Annotated in this window: 10 protein-coding genes; 7 read left to right on the top strand and 3 right to left on the bottom strand. The window is 43.4% G+C overall.

The window, feature by feature from the left end; all coding sequences use genetic code 11:
• The first annotated feature begins 7 nt into the window (after positions 1-7).
• The 3 genes from E7Z59_RS04185 (at position 8) to E7Z59_RS04195 (ending at position 3,551) form a co-directional block, all read left to right on the top strand.
• Complete coding sequence (locus tag E7Z59_RS04185; protein ID WP_136335025.1) at positions 8-1,486, top strand: SGNH/GDSL hydrolase family protein; 1,479 nt, start codon at positions 8-10, stop codon at positions 1,484-1,486.
• Between the two features lie 222 nt (positions 1,487-1,708).
• The gene (atpD, locus tag E7Z59_RS04190) at positions 1,709-3,217 is read left to right on the top strand and encodes a F0F1 ATP synthase subunit beta (RefSeq protein ID WP_136335026.1); all 1,509 of its coding nucleotides are present in this window, start codon (positions 1,709-1,711) and stop codon (positions 3,215-3,217) included.
• A 55-nt stretch (positions 3,218-3,272) separates the two neighbouring features.
• Positions 3,273-3,551, top strand: a complete 279-nt coding sequence (locus E7Z59_RS04195; RefSeq protein WP_136335027.1) for a F0F1 ATP synthase subunit epsilon — start codon at positions 3,273-3,275, stop codon at positions 3,549-3,551.
• A 56-nt stretch (positions 3,552-3,607) separates the two neighbouring features.
• Here the strand turns inward: E7Z59_RS04195 and E7Z59_RS04200 are convergent, their stop codons facing one another.
• Complete coding sequence (locus E7Z59_RS04200; protein ID WP_136335028.1) at positions 3,608-5,395, bottom strand: M61 family metallopeptidase; 1,788 nt, start codon at positions 5,393-5,395, stop codon at positions 3,608-3,610.
• Between the two features lie 115 nt (positions 5,396-5,510).
• Between E7Z59_RS04200 and E7Z59_RS04205 the strand changes: the two genes are divergently transcribed.
• The 4 genes from E7Z59_RS04205 (at position 5,511) to E7Z59_RS04220 (ending at position 9,897) form a co-directional block, all read left to right on the top strand.
• The gene (locus E7Z59_RS04205) at positions 5,511-6,665 is read left to right on the top strand and encodes an aminotransferase class I/II-fold pyridoxal phosphate-dependent enzyme (RefSeq protein WP_317130454.1); all 1,155 of its coding nucleotides are present in this window, start codon (positions 5,511-5,513) and stop codon (positions 6,663-6,665) included.
• A gap of 20 nt (positions 6,666-6,685) precedes the next feature.
• The gene (gene bioD, locus E7Z59_RS04210) at positions 6,686-7,306 is read left to right on the top strand and encodes a dethiobiotin synthase (protein WP_136335030.1); all 621 of its coding nucleotides are present in this window, start codon (positions 6,686-6,688) and stop codon (positions 7,304-7,306) included.
• Between the two features lie 106 nt (positions 7,307-7,412).
• Positions 7,413-8,690 carry an adenosylmethionine--8-amino-7-oxononanoate transaminase gene (gene bioA / locus E7Z59_RS04215; RefSeq protein ID WP_136335510.1) on the top strand — a complete coding sequence of 426 codons (1,278 nt, stop codon included), beginning with the start codon at positions 7,413-7,415 and terminating at the stop codon, positions 8,688-8,690.
• Positions 8,691-8,727: 37 nt separating this feature from the next.
• Positions 8,728-9,897 carry a beta-ketoacyl synthase N-terminal-like domain-containing protein gene (locus E7Z59_RS04220; RefSeq protein WP_136335031.1) on the top strand — a complete coding sequence of 390 codons (1,170 nt, stop codon included), beginning with the start codon at positions 8,728-8,730 and terminating at the stop codon, positions 9,895-9,897.
• A 113-nt stretch (positions 9,898-10,010) separates the two neighbouring features.
• Here E7Z59_RS04220 and E7Z59_RS04225 read toward each other — a convergent pair whose 3' ends face one another.
• Positions 10,011-11,261 carry a glycoside hydrolase family 30 protein gene (locus tag E7Z59_RS04225; protein ID WP_317130455.1) on the bottom strand — a complete coding sequence of 417 codons (1,251 nt, stop codon included), beginning with the start codon at positions 11,259-11,261 and terminating at the stop codon, positions 10,011-10,013.
• A 186-nt stretch (positions 11,262-11,447) separates the two neighbouring features.
• Positions 11,448-12,899, bottom strand: a complete 1,452-nt coding sequence (locus tag E7Z59_RS04230; protein ID WP_136335033.1) for a glycoside hydrolase family 30 protein — start codon at positions 12,897-12,899, stop codon at positions 11,448-11,450.
• Positions 12,900-13,020: the final 121 nt, after the last annotated feature.

The raw sequence follows: 13,020 nt of genomic DNA on the forward strand, positions 1-13,020 counted from the left end.
TACAACTATGAAATTATCGTATAAATGGATCCTTCCGGTTGTTGCTATGGGCTTTATGGCCTGTGAGAGTGACGATCAGGCGGGGATGATGGAAGGTGAGGATGTGGTAGAGTATTCTGCCGGTTCTGCAGATTTTACGACCTATGTTTCTCTTGGAAACTCTTTAACAGCAGGATATACTGATGGGGCCTTGTTTCAGGCCGGTCAGATGAATTCTTTTCCGAACCTTCTTGCCAGTCAGTTCGCTGAAGTAGGAGGTGGTGAGTTTACACAGCCACTGATGGCTGATAATCTTGGAGGAATGCTTATCGGAGGATTTAAATTCCTTGAAAACCGTTTGTTTTTTGACGGTTCCGGTCCTGCACGTCTTCCCGGTGATCCAACTACCGAGGTAACTCAAAAACTAACAGGATCTTTTAATAATATGGGAGTGCCCGGTGCTAAAAGTTTTCACCTGCTTGCAGAAGGTTATGGCAGCCTTCAAGCCCTGCAGTTAGGACAGGCCAATCCGTATTTCGCAAGGTTCTCTTCCAGTGAAGGAGCTACTATTTTGGGTGATGCCATGGCGCAGTCGCCAACCTTCTTTACACTTTGGATCGGAGCCAATGATGTACTTGGTTATGCAGTAGATGGAGGTGATGGAGAAAACCAGGCTGGTAATTTTGACCCTTCTACCTATGGTTCAAGTGATATAACCGATCCTCAGGTGTTCGGGTCTGTTTACAGTACTATTGTTTCAACCCTGACCTCAGGTGGAGCAAAAGGAGTTGTTGCCAATGTACCCGATGTAACCGTTATACCTTATTTTACTACGGTACCTTATAATGCTATTCCATTGGATGCAGCTACAGCAGCATTTGTTAATAACGGTTTTGCACAATATAATGGTGGACTGCAACAACTGGCAGCGGGTGGAGCTATTTCTCCAGAAGAAGCACAGGCCAGAACTATCAATTTCGTAGAAGGGCAGAATGCCCCTGTGATCGTTGATGAGGATCTGACCGATCTTTCCGGATTCGGACTACCTCCATACCGTCAATTGAAAGAAGGGGAGCTTTTGGTATTGCCAAGTGCTGCTTTCCTAGGTACTCTGGTGAACGACGATCCAACCCTTGTTAATGGGGTTTCAGTGCCATTGGCAGATAAATGGGCCTTGACAGCTAACGAGCTTGAGGAGATCGATGCTGCTACCATGGCTTTTAACCAGGTTATCAGTGATGTTGCTGCTCAGAACGGGCTTGCAGTTGTAGATGCTTATAGTCTGATCAACGAGACCTTTACCGGTATTCCTTTTGATGAGTTTAACCTGACCAATAATCTGGTTACGGGAGGCACTTTCTCATTAGATGGAATTCACCTTACGGCAAGAGCAAATGCCTACGTGGCAAATAAGTTCATGGAAGCCATTGAAGAAAATTACGGAGCTGTGTTGCCGAGATACAGTGCCGGTGATTTTGCGGTGGCTTACCCAGTGCCGATGCCTTAAAAACATCCTTAAAACAGAGATAAAAAAACCCGGTTCAGATACCGGGTTTTTTTATGGGTAAACCTTCCTATTTAAGGTTACAATCAGGGGGTTAAAAAAAAATTGTAAAATGAATTATTTTTCAATTAAAAGCATATCTTTGCACCGCGAAAAAAGTCGGTTTTGATAGAAATGCAGGTGACTTTTTCGTATCGATTAAGCTAAACATTAAACACTTAAGTAATGTCTAAAGTTACAGGTAAAGTTGCACAGATTATTGGTCCGGTTGTGGACGTGGAATTTGGTTCAGAAGCTGAACTGCCAAAAATTTACGACTCACTGGAGATCATAAAAAAGGATGGATCAAAATTGGTTCTTGAAGTACAGTCTCACATCGGAGAAGATACTGTAAGAACTATCTCTATGGATTCTACCGATGGTTTAAGTAAAGGAGCTGAGGCGGTAGCCAAAGGTAGTCCTATCCAAATGCCGATCGGAGATGATGTATACGGACGTCTGTTTAATGTAATGGGTGATGCTATTGACGGTCTTGGAGATCTTCCTAAAGAAGGGAAAAACGGTCTTCCAATTCACCGTGAAGCCCCAAAGTTTGAAGAATTATCAACCTCTACTGAGGTACTTTATACAGGGATCAAGGTAATTGACCTTATCGAGCCTTACGCAAAAGGAGGTAAGATTGGTCTTTTCGGTGGAGCCGGAGTAGGTAAAACCGTATTGATCCAGGAGCTTATTAACAACATCGCAAAAGGTCACGGTGGTCTTTCTGTATTCGCAGGAGTAGGAGAAAGAACTCGTGAAGGAAATGACCTTTTAAGAGAGATGCTTGAATCAGGAATTATCAAGTACGGAGATGATTTCATGCATTCTATGGAAGCAGGTGGTTGGGACCTTACCAAGGTTGACAAGGCTGCTATGAAAGAATCAAAAGCAACCTTCGTATTCGGTCAGATGAACGAGCCACCGGGAGCACGTGCACGAGTAGCCCTTTCAGGTCTTACTATCGCTGAGTATTTCCGTGATGGTGCCGGAGACGGACAAGGAAAGGACGTTCTTTTCTTCGTAGATAACATCTTCCGTTTTACACAGGCCGGTTCTGAGGTGTCTGCACTTCTTGGTCGTATGCCTTCTGCGGTAGGTTATCAGCCAACACTTGCTACCGAGATGGGAGCTATGCAGGAGCGTATTACTTCTACCAAGAAAGGATCTATTACATCTGTACAGGCGGTTTATGTACCTGCGGATGACCTTACTGACCCTGCACCTGCAACTACCTTTGCTCACCTTGATGCCACTACGGTACTTTCAAGAAAGATCGCTGAGCTTGGTATTTACCCTGCGGTAGATCCATTAGAATCTTCTTCGAGAATTCTTGCTCCTGAGATTATCGGAAAAGATCACTACGAGTGTGCACAACGTGTTAAAGAGCTTCTACAGCGTTATAAAGAGCTGCAGGATATTATTGCTATTCTTGGTATGGAAGAGCTTTCTGAAGAAGATAAGCTGGCAGTATCAAGAGCCAGAAGGGTACAGCGTTTCCTTTCTCAGCCATTCCACGTAGCTGAGCAGTTTACCGGTATCCCCGGAGTTCTTGTAGATATTAAAGATACTATTAAAGGATTCAACATGATCATGGATGGTGAGCTTGATCATCTTCCTGAAGCTGCCTTCAACCTTAAAGGAACCATCGAGGAAGCTATCGAGGCCGGAGAGAAAATGCTTGCTGAAGCATAATCTGAAACCGGTTTCCCTGGGGTAACCCAATGTTGAATACTGAAAATTATAAACTATGTATTTAGAAATAGTAACACCCGAAGCTACGATCTTTAAAGGAGAGGTAACCTCAGTTGCCGTTCCTGGTGTAGACGGGGAGTTCCAGATGTTGAATAACCACGCCCCTATCGTTTCTATTTTAGGAAAAGGTAAGGTGAAGATCTACGGAGATGTTAATATTTCCAAAGAGTTTGCAGGGCGGTTTTCAAAGGGTGAAAAGAATGAGACCATTCTGCCCATCAACAGTGGAACCATAGAAATGAACGATAACAAAGTGATCGTTCTTGCAGACTAAGACATGTACTTTAGATATAAAAAAAGCGCCGGTATTACCGGCGCTTTTTTGTTTTATTACTTTTCGGATTGAGCGCCCAACCAGGATGTGCGGGCCGTCCCGGTCTTTTCACTTTCAATGGGCATTAATTCAAGGGTGTATTTAGGGTCACTTCCCAGTGTAATGCTTTTGGTGATCTTTTGACCATATCTTTCAATTTCGAGTATGATTTCCTGGCCGGGTTTCATATCCTTGGTGAAATCGTCAGTATGCAGATTGTCTACAGGGTTATTGTTGACCGATAAGATCTTGTCTCCTTTGCTTATTCCGGCCTGCGCTGCAGGTCCCCCTATAACAGGGTAGTTGCTCACCACACTGTTGTTTACCGTCATTCCTGTAAAAGCCCTATCCTTATTTCGTTGAGCCTGGATACCAACCAAACTAAATAGATCATTGTAATCGGGCATTTTACTGTCGTAAACATAATTCTCAAAGAACTCTTCAGCCAGGGCCTTGCCCCCGTATTCGGCCAGCGTAGTTTGCAGGTTTTCCAGGGTGTATGGCTTCTCTTCCTTTCCATACTTCTCCCATAATAAGCTCATATAACCATCCAGGGTTTTCCCGTTGTTTCTAAGCGAGAGGTCCAGGGACAGCCCAAGCATATGACCGTATGAATAATAGGATATAAAGGTGTTGCCACGGTTGACCGGATCAACAGAGGTGGCCGCATCTACGAAAGGTGCCTGTTGACTCATCTCCACAGGGTTGAAAAATTGCCTTCCGGGAGAATTCCATACGTAGTTAAAGGTGGGGGTGATCGACTCAAGGTAGGCTGCCTCATCAATTATTCCGGTTCTTTTCAGGATCAAGTTCGTATAATAGGAAGTAAAGCCTTCTGCAAACCACAATGCGCCGCTCATGTTGGCTTTTTGAAAGTCAAAAGGCTCAAGGCTTTTCGGCCGTAATCTTTCTACGTTCCAGGCATGAAAAAATTCATGGGCTACCGTGCTTAGGTTTCTCATACCTTCAGGGGAGGTAAGTTCTCTGCTGCTTGTTACAATGGTTGAGTTTCTGTGCTCCATACCGTCACCACTCGCCCATGGCAGGTAGCAGCCAAGGAAGGTATACCTGTCATAGTCAAATTCCGGAGCCTTCCCGTATACGGCTATCTCTTCTGTTACGATCTTTTTTACCCCTTCAAAAAACTCATCAAAGATCATGGAGCCCCCACGGTGGTGAAGGGCAAATTCTATTGTTTGCTCTCCCTGGGGTCCGTCAATCTTAAATGACCTTACCTCATGATCCGATATTTCAACAGGGCTGTCCATCAGGTAGTAAAGGTTGGGGGCCGTATATGTGTCTTCATCTTCTTTTACCAATTGGGTAGCCACCTTCCATTTCAGGTCTTCCCGTAAATTAAAGTTTAGTACCTGCTCTCTGTCGGCAAGGGCAGGAGCATAGATCAGGGTAGCGGGAATATTCAGGTGGGCATGCGATTCACTAACATCACTGTAGGTGCCGTCAGCTCTGTTTGCAAAAAGAGTATAATGGAGTGCTACGGTTCCGTTGTGACCTTTTAGCTCCCAGCTATATGGATCTTTCCTGATCAATTTCAGTTCTTCACCTTCTGCATTAAAAGCGTGCAGGTCGTACACATTTTTTACAAATTCATGTAAAGCATACCTGCCCGGAGAGCTTCGGCTCATGGTAATGAGCAGCGGGTCATTATCAAGTTGATTGAATTGAACTTTTATCCTTGCCTCATGTTGGGAGGCGTTTTCAAAACTCAGATGGTAGGTAACAGTCGGCTGACCGAATGTTAAAAGTGAAGTCAATATAAATAGCGAAGTAATTAAAGGTTTCATAGAATGGGTAAATTAATGAGATCATGAATTTATCGATTATTATCCTTTCTATACAGGGTTTGGAAGGAGGAATTTTTTAAGTGTTGTATTTTTACCCTGCAAAAATTTCCATCTGATGAAATTCCCGAAGAGGCTCAATAAGAAACTTGAACAACGGCTGGCGGATAATGCTTTCAGGCGACTTCCCTCAGCAGCAGAGGGTATTGACTTTTGCTCAAATGACTACCTGGGTTTATCTCGTGATCCGAAGCTAAAGGAGTTCATCGGGGAGATCTTAGAGGGGTATGATTTTGGTGAAGGTAGCACGGGATCTCGTCTTATTAGTGGAAATCATAAGCTTTACAAGGAGGCAGAAGATATGCTTACCACCTGGTATGCATCTGAATCAGCATTGATCTTTAACTCCGGATACGATGCCAACATAGGTTTTTTCTCATCGGTTCCTCAGCGGGGAGATATTGTGTTTTACGATGAATACATACATGCCTCCATACGCGATGGTTTAAGTATGGGAAATGCAGGCAGCTTTAAGTTCCGACATAATGATCTTGAACACCTGGAATCTTTGTTAAAAAAGTATCTTGTTGATGACAACGAATGTTATGTGGTTACAGAATCTGTATTTTCTATGGATGGAGATTCTCCCGATCTAGACAGATTGATCAACTTGTGTAAGGCCTATGATGTGAACCTGGTGGTAGATGAGGCACATGCAGTAGGGGTTGTGGGTGAAAAGGGTAAAGGGCTTACTTTCAGCCAAGGCCGCAGAGAGTCTGTTTTTGCTCGAATTGTAACTTTTGGCAAGGGACCCGGTGTTCACGGGGCTGCTGTTTTAGGCTCCCAAAAACTTAAAGATTATCTGGTGAATTTTTGTCGTAGTCTGATCTATACCACGGCCTTGCCACCTCACTCCGTGGCCGGTATTATGGCATCTCACCGCTTGATGATCGATGATGGCAGGCGAGATCAGTTATGGGACAGAATAAGGTGCTTTCAGAACAAATTAAACACCACAGAAGTGCTCATGGAGTTTAAAGGTGGCGATTCTGCTATTGCCACTATTGTGATACCCGGTAATGAAAATGTAAAAGAGGTGGCAAAATTACTCAATGATGAAGGTTTCCGGGTAAAGCCTATAGTATCGCCTACCGTACCCAAGGGGAAAGAGAGGTTGCGTATTTGCCTTCATTCGTATAATTCTTTTGAAGAAATTGAAAGTCTTTTCGACAGACTTCTTATTTTTGTTAAGCCCTATCTGTTAGATGTTTAACTATTACATGATAATGATTTATGAGTAAAAGGATCTTTGTTACAGGGATTTCTACCGATGTGGGCAAAACCATCGCGTCTGCCATCATTGTTGAAGCCCTCGAGGCAGATTATTGGAAACCTGTTCAGTCAGGAGATCTTGAAAATTCAGATACACACAGGGTAAAGGCCATGGTGAGCAACCCCGTAACTAAATTTCACCCGAATAGTTATGCCCTTAAGGTACCCATAAGTCCGCATGCTTCTGCGGCTATTGATGGTATTACCATTCACAGTGAGCGCATCACGGAGCCAGAGACGGAAAACAGTCTGGTCATAGAAGGAGCCGGTGGGCTATTAGTGCCTTTAAATGATCATGCTACCATTCTTGATATCATGAAACCTGATTATAAGGTGGTGGTAGTTTCCCGTCATTATTTGGGGAGTATTAATCATACCTTACTTACCATTCATTTCCTGAAACAGAAAGGATTTGATATTTCCATCATTTTTAGTGGTAAAAAGCATCCAACTACAGAGCAGATCATTGAAAAAATGACCGGGGTGCCTGTTATTGGCAGGATCGATGAAGAAAAGGAATTCACCAAGGAGGTTATACGTAATTACGCATCTAAATTCCGGGAAAGACTTCAGGCGCTTTGATCTGCCCTTGCTATCTGCCAATATCTATGCTTTTGTTATTTCTTCTTAAGGTTAAATATTAGCATCTTTGTACCTCTTAAGTAACTCCGGAAATACGGCAGAAAAGATGACGATCGCAGACAGAGATAAGAAGTATTTATGGCACCCTTTAACCCAGCATAAGACCCATCCGGATATGTTGGGTATAACCAGGGCTGAAGGTGCTGTATTTATTGATGAATCAGGAAATGAATATGTAGACGGAATTGCGTCCTGGTATACCTGTGTATATGGCCACTGCAACCCTCATATCATCTCAAGAGTACAGGAGCAAATGCAGCAGCTTGATCATGTTATTTTTTCCGGGCTTACCCATGAACCTGCTGTGCGGTTATCGGAAATGCTGATGGAGATCCTTCCTGACAACCAGGCTAAGATCTTCTTCTCTGATAATGGGTCTACCTCTGTTGAAGTTGCTGTAAAAATGGCCTTGCAATACCATTTTAATCGTGGTCAGAAACGAAATACCCTTGTAGCCTTCGAAAACGGGTTTCACGGGGATACTTTTGGGGCCATGTCGGTTTCAGGTCTGTCTGTATATAACGGTCCTTTTGAGGATCTCTTTCTTGAAGTAGAGCGACTGCCGCTGCCTACCGGTGAGAATAATGAGGAAGTTTTAAAGCGTTTTGAGCAGATCCTGAAAAACAAGCAGGTATCTTCTTTTATTTTCGAGCCTCTGGTACAAGGGGCGGCAGGAATGATCATGTATGATAAGGATGGTCTGGAGGCTTTAATGTCTATGGCAAAGGAACACGGGGTGATCACTATTGCAGACGAGGTAATGACCGGTTTTGGGAAGACAGGAACAAATTTTGCCAGTGATCAGTTGGAAGTTAAACCCGATATGATCTGTTTAAGTAAAGCCCTTACGGCTGGTTTATTGCCTATGGCCGCCACCAGTTGCACACGGGAAATCTATGAAGCATTCTATGATGATGAGATCGGGCGGGGGTTCTTTCATGGGCACACATATACCGCTAATCCTTTGGCATGTACTGCTGCCATGGCCGGGATTGAGCTGTTGCTTTCAGCTGAAATGCAAGCTCATATAAAAAGGATCGAAGCTCTTCATCGGGAGTTTGATCAGAAGATCAGAAATAACCCAAGAGTAAAGCAAACCAGGCAGCTGGGAGTCATTTATGCCCTTGATCTGGACGTGGAAATGGAGAGGTATGGTGATCTGAGAAAAAGGCTGTATGAATATTTTCTTTCTAAGGGTGCATTTTTGAGACCCCTCGGTAATACCATCTATATTCTGGCTCCCTATGTTACTACGAATGATCAAATGAACATCCTTTATGATGCTGTAGAATCTTTACTTGAAGAGGTCGCGGTAGTCGGATAGGAAGAACGGAATGAGACGGGTTTTATAATCTTCAGCAATGACCGGAGAACGAATAGCAATTACAGGAATAGGCAGTATTTCGCCAATAGGAGGTACCTCAGAAGAGGTGTGGCAACGGTATTTGGATGCCGACCATTGCTTTACAGAGCAAGAGGATCAGGGTAGAATATATCCGGTTGCCCTTGTTGGCAAGAAAGAAATGGAAAAGATCGATACTCTCAGAAGTTCCGACCATCGCTACAAGGACCTCGATCTTTCGGTTTTGTTTGCTATAGAGGCTTCAAGACGGGCAGTACAGGGTGCTGGTTGGACTAAAGGCGATCATTTTGGCGTGAACATTGGTTCTTCCAGGGGCGCTACAGGTCTTTTTGAAAAATATCATGAGACCTACCTTGACAAAGGATATGCACCAACCCTTACTTCACCCACAACCACACTTGGCAATATTGCATCATGGGTAGGGCATGACCTTCAGGCAGACGGACCCGTAATTTCACATTCCATTACCTGCTCTACCGCCTTGCATGCCGTACTCAATGGTTATGCATGGCTGAGATCAGGACTGACGGACAAATTTCTGGCCGGAGGCAGTGAGGCGAGTTTAACGCCCTTTACGCTGGCCCAAATGCGTTCGCTGAAGATATATGCTTCTGCAGGAGAGCAATACCCGTGTAAGGCACTGGATATGGCAAAAAGGCGAAATACCATGGTGCTGGGGGAAGGTGCTTCTGTGATCTGTATGGAATCAAAACCTCACACAGTACCTCTTGGTTATATCAAGGGAATAGGTTACGCGACAGAAAGATTAAAGCACAATATTTCCATCTCATCAGATGCTAAATGCTTTCAGAAATCCATGAGGATGGCGCTGGGGGAGCTTTCACCGCAAGAGGTGGATGTGGTGGTTATGCATGCGCCCGGAACCATTAAAGGCGATGCGTCAGAGTTAAAAGCCATAGAGGCTGTTTTTGGAAATAGTCTTCCTGCAGTAACCAGTAATAAATGGAAGATAGGCCATACTTTTGGCGCCTCAGGTGCTCTGAGCTTAGAGTTGGGATTGTTAATGCTGAAACATCAGCAATTCATTGGGGTTCCCTTTACGAGAAATAAGGATTTCCGTGTTCCCAAAACCATTAGAAAAGTAATGGTGAATGCCGTAGGTTTTGGGGGGAATGCTGTTAGCGTGCTGTTAGAGGGTATCTGGTAATTCCTTGTAGTCATAACTCTTATAGAGGCTCAGGATTGAACCTCGTACTAGTAGTTTATAACCCAGCCTGTTACAGCTGGGTATCCATTAATGAATTTTTAGCTCTTTAGTATTTAGGGCATTTTATAAACAAGAGTTTGAATTGATCTTGGCGGGATGTTTACAGGGGCTGCAGAAGTTCCTGTATTCAGGTAGTACTCAACAGGCTTATCATTTTGATTGAGAACTACTGTAATAATAGTGTTCCCTGGATTTTTAAAGGAAGTGCTGAGTAGTGAACTTCTGCTGGTAGCTGAAGCTATCACCTTTGCGCCTTTATTTACAAATTTTGAAAAATGACCAATAAAATAATATGAGGGAGTAAAGGTTAATTCTCCGGTTACAGTATCCCCGTGAATAGGGGCAAAGCAGAAGTTCCCGACATGGTTAGGGCCTCCATTTTGATCAAGGAGGATGTTCCAGTCAGTCCAGCCCACAACTCCGTTATTGAAATCATTGATCATGGACCTCCCGTATCGCTCTCCGTTCTCCCAGAGCTGATAGTTTTCCGGGTTAAATTTTTCCACACATCCTTCCGTAAATAACATATTAACCTCAGGATAAAGGGCGTCAACAATACCTGCGTTCTGATACATATTGTCACCCCCGCTCCAGTTTTCGTACCAGTGATAGCCTACGCCCCAAACGTATTTTGCAGCTTCTGGATCATCGAGAATAGTTGTAGCACGCTGGGTGATCAGGTCTCTGTTGTGGTCCCAAACCACAACTTTCTTATCTTCCATACCATTTTTATGAAGGGTGGGGCCAAGATAATTTTTAAGAAAATCTCTTTCTTCTTCTGCCGTGTAAATACACGATTCCCATCGTTGAGTTGCCATAGGTTCATTTTGTATGGTGAGACCCCAGACAGGGACCCCTTCTTTTTCATATTCCTGAATAAACCTGATATAATATTCAGCCCAACTCTGATAGTATTCGGGTAGAAGCTTACCTCCTTGCAACATTTTTCCGGTATCCTTCATAAAAGCAGGCGGACTCCATGGGCTTGCATAAAAGACTGCTTTGTCGCCTATCTTATCCATTGCCGCCTTAATTAAGGGAAGCTTAAATTGTCTGTCGTGTTCGATAGAGAACGTATTGAGCGCCTTGTCGCCTTCTTCTATGTAAGTATAACTCTCCGAGCTAAAGTCACAGCTGTGTATGTTAGTTCGCAAGATATTATATCCAATACCTTTTTCAGGATCAAAATAGGCGTCTAAAAACCTTTGTTGTACTTTGGGTTTTAGGGTCGCGAATACTTCAGCACTTGCATCTGTAATAGCTCCGCCAAACCCAAGTACGGTTTGCTTTTCCTTATCAGGCATTACAAATATGCAGGTTTGTGTCTCTAAAGGTTGATCCATTTTTGTAAATGAACTTTGGGCGGTTCTTGTTAGTCTGTCATGACTGTCCTTACTACTTGTGTAAATGGTAACCTGTTGACCGATAGCAGGTGTTGACAAAAAGAGTAGAGTAAGGGTTAAGCACCAATATTTCATATTTTTTATTTTTTACCAGGCAAAGGTGGCAACAGCATTTTTGGATAACGATGCTGTAAACCACTTACCTTGATATTTCACATTAAACATCTGATCTTTATCGGAGGTGTTTACTGCGATCAGGATGGTCTTATTTTCCGGGGTTACAAAAGCCACATTGTGAATTTCTCCTGCAAGGGTAGAGGCAATGCGAACAGAGCCTGGAGGAATCATTTTAGAGGCATGTGCAATAATGTAATAGCTGACATTTCTGTTGATGGTAAAAGGAGAATGAATAGTAAGAGCTCCTTTGCATAAGGTACAACCTCCTTCGGTATGGGGCTTAAATTCCGGATCGCTGGCCATGTTCCATTCCAGGACAACACGACTCCAGTTTCTCAGACTACCTATGATTACATTTTTTGTGTGCCATGAAAGATCTTCCCCAAAGTGCCCATTACCTGAGGTCCATTGTTCTGTAAAGTAAAGGGCCTTATCAGGATGGGCCTGATGGACTTTACTCAGAGCAGATATATCACCGCCATAAAGGTGAAAAGCAGATCCGTTTACATATTTACGGGTGTCGGCATCGTTTAATATACTGATGGGGTAATCGGGACGATCACAATTGTGGTCATAAATAATTATTTTGGTTGTTAGTCCGGCCTCCTCAAATGCTGGCCCCAGATGATTTTTAATAAAATCTGACTGCTGTAGGGCAGTCATATACATACTGGGATTATTTCCAGGATGTAAGGGTTCATTTTGTGGGGTGATGGCATCTATAGGAATGCCTTCTGCTTTCATAGCCTTGATATACTCTACAAAATATTTTGCATAGGAAGCATAATATTCAGGAAGTAAACTGCCTCCAATACTATGTTGATTATCTTTCATCCATACCGGGGCAGACCATGGACTTCCCATGATCATGATCTCAGGGTTAATGGCTAAGATTTCGAGGAGTACAGGGATAAGGTGGGTTTGATCGTTTGCAATTGAAAAATTTTGAAGCTCAGGATCTTTTTCTCCTGGCGGTAAATCACAATAAGAGAAAACAGATGCATCGAGATCCGAAGCGCCGATGCTTATTCGCAGGTAGCTAATCCCGATCTCCTCTCGGCCACGACCAAATAATTCTTTTAATAAGTCTGCCTTGACTGTAGGATCTAATTCATTGATCAGTTGAGCACTTCCCCCGGTAAGTGTAAACCCAAAACCATCAACTTGCTGAAAAGTTGATTGAGGATCAAGTGAAATATTTGGATGCGTATTGGGAGTGCTTGAAAAGGAAAGCTGGTTCGGATACGCTTTTAGCTTTTCTGATTCATCCGGTAAGGTTATCCAATAACTGACCTCCCCGGTTTGTTCCGGGATCTGTTGCGGAGGGTCGTCCTTCGATATTAGTCCTTCCTCCTGACAGCCTGAAATAATGAACAGGCAGAATGAGCTAAGGATAAATAAATAGTTAAAACTGTTACTCATAATTTAGTTGATAGATATTAAACCGTGAATGTTTGCCTTAAAAAAGGGAGCAGATGCTGATTGAACGCTGAAGGGCGTACGAACTAAAACAAATTCATTTCCGTGATTAAATCAAACCCGC

The sequence above is a fragment of the Robertkochia marina genome, from assembly GCF_004799345.1.
Lineage (GTDB): Bacteria > Bacteroidota > Bacteroidia > Flavobacteriales > Flavobacteriaceae > Robertkochia > Robertkochia marina.

Bases quoted from the DNA above. Each gene is read 5' to 3' on its own strand.
- atpD (WP_136335026.1), top strand. From the start codon at position 1,709: ATGTCTAAAGTTACAGGTAAAGTTGCACAGATTATTGGTCCGGTTGTG.
- bioD (WP_136335030.1), top strand. From the start codon at position 6,686: ATGAGTAAAAGGATCTTTGTTACAGGGATTTCTACCGATGTGGGCAAA.
- E7Z59_RS04200 (WP_136335028.1), bottom strand. From the start codon at position 5,395: ATGAAACCTTTAATTACTTCGCTATTTATATTGACTTCACTTTTAACA.
- bioA (WP_136335510.1), top strand. From the start codon at position 7,413: ATGACGATCGCAGACAGAGATAAGAAGTATTTATGGCACCCTTTAACC.
- E7Z59_RS04220 (WP_136335031.1), top strand. From the start codon at position 8,728: ATGACCGGAGAACGAATAGCAATTACAGGAATAGGCAGTATTTCGCCA.
- E7Z59_RS04230 (WP_136335033.1), bottom strand. From the start codon at position 12,899: ATGAGTAACAGTTTTAACTATTTATTTATCCTTAGCTCATTCTGCCTG.
- E7Z59_RS04185 (WP_136335025.1), top strand. From the start codon at position 8: ATGAAATTATCGTATAAATGGATCCTTCCGGTTGTTGCTATGGGCTTT.
- E7Z59_RS04205 (WP_317130454.1), top strand. From the start codon at position 5,511: ATGAAATTCCCGAAGAGGCTCAATAAGAAACTTGAACAACGGCTGGCG.
- E7Z59_RS04225 (WP_317130455.1), bottom strand. From the start codon at position 11,261: ATGCCTGATAAGGAAAAGCAAACCGTACTTGGGTTTGGCGGAGCTATT.
- E7Z59_RS04195 (WP_136335027.1), top strand. From the start codon at position 3,273: ATGTATTTAGAAATAGTAACACCCGAAGCTACGATCTTTAAAGGAGAG.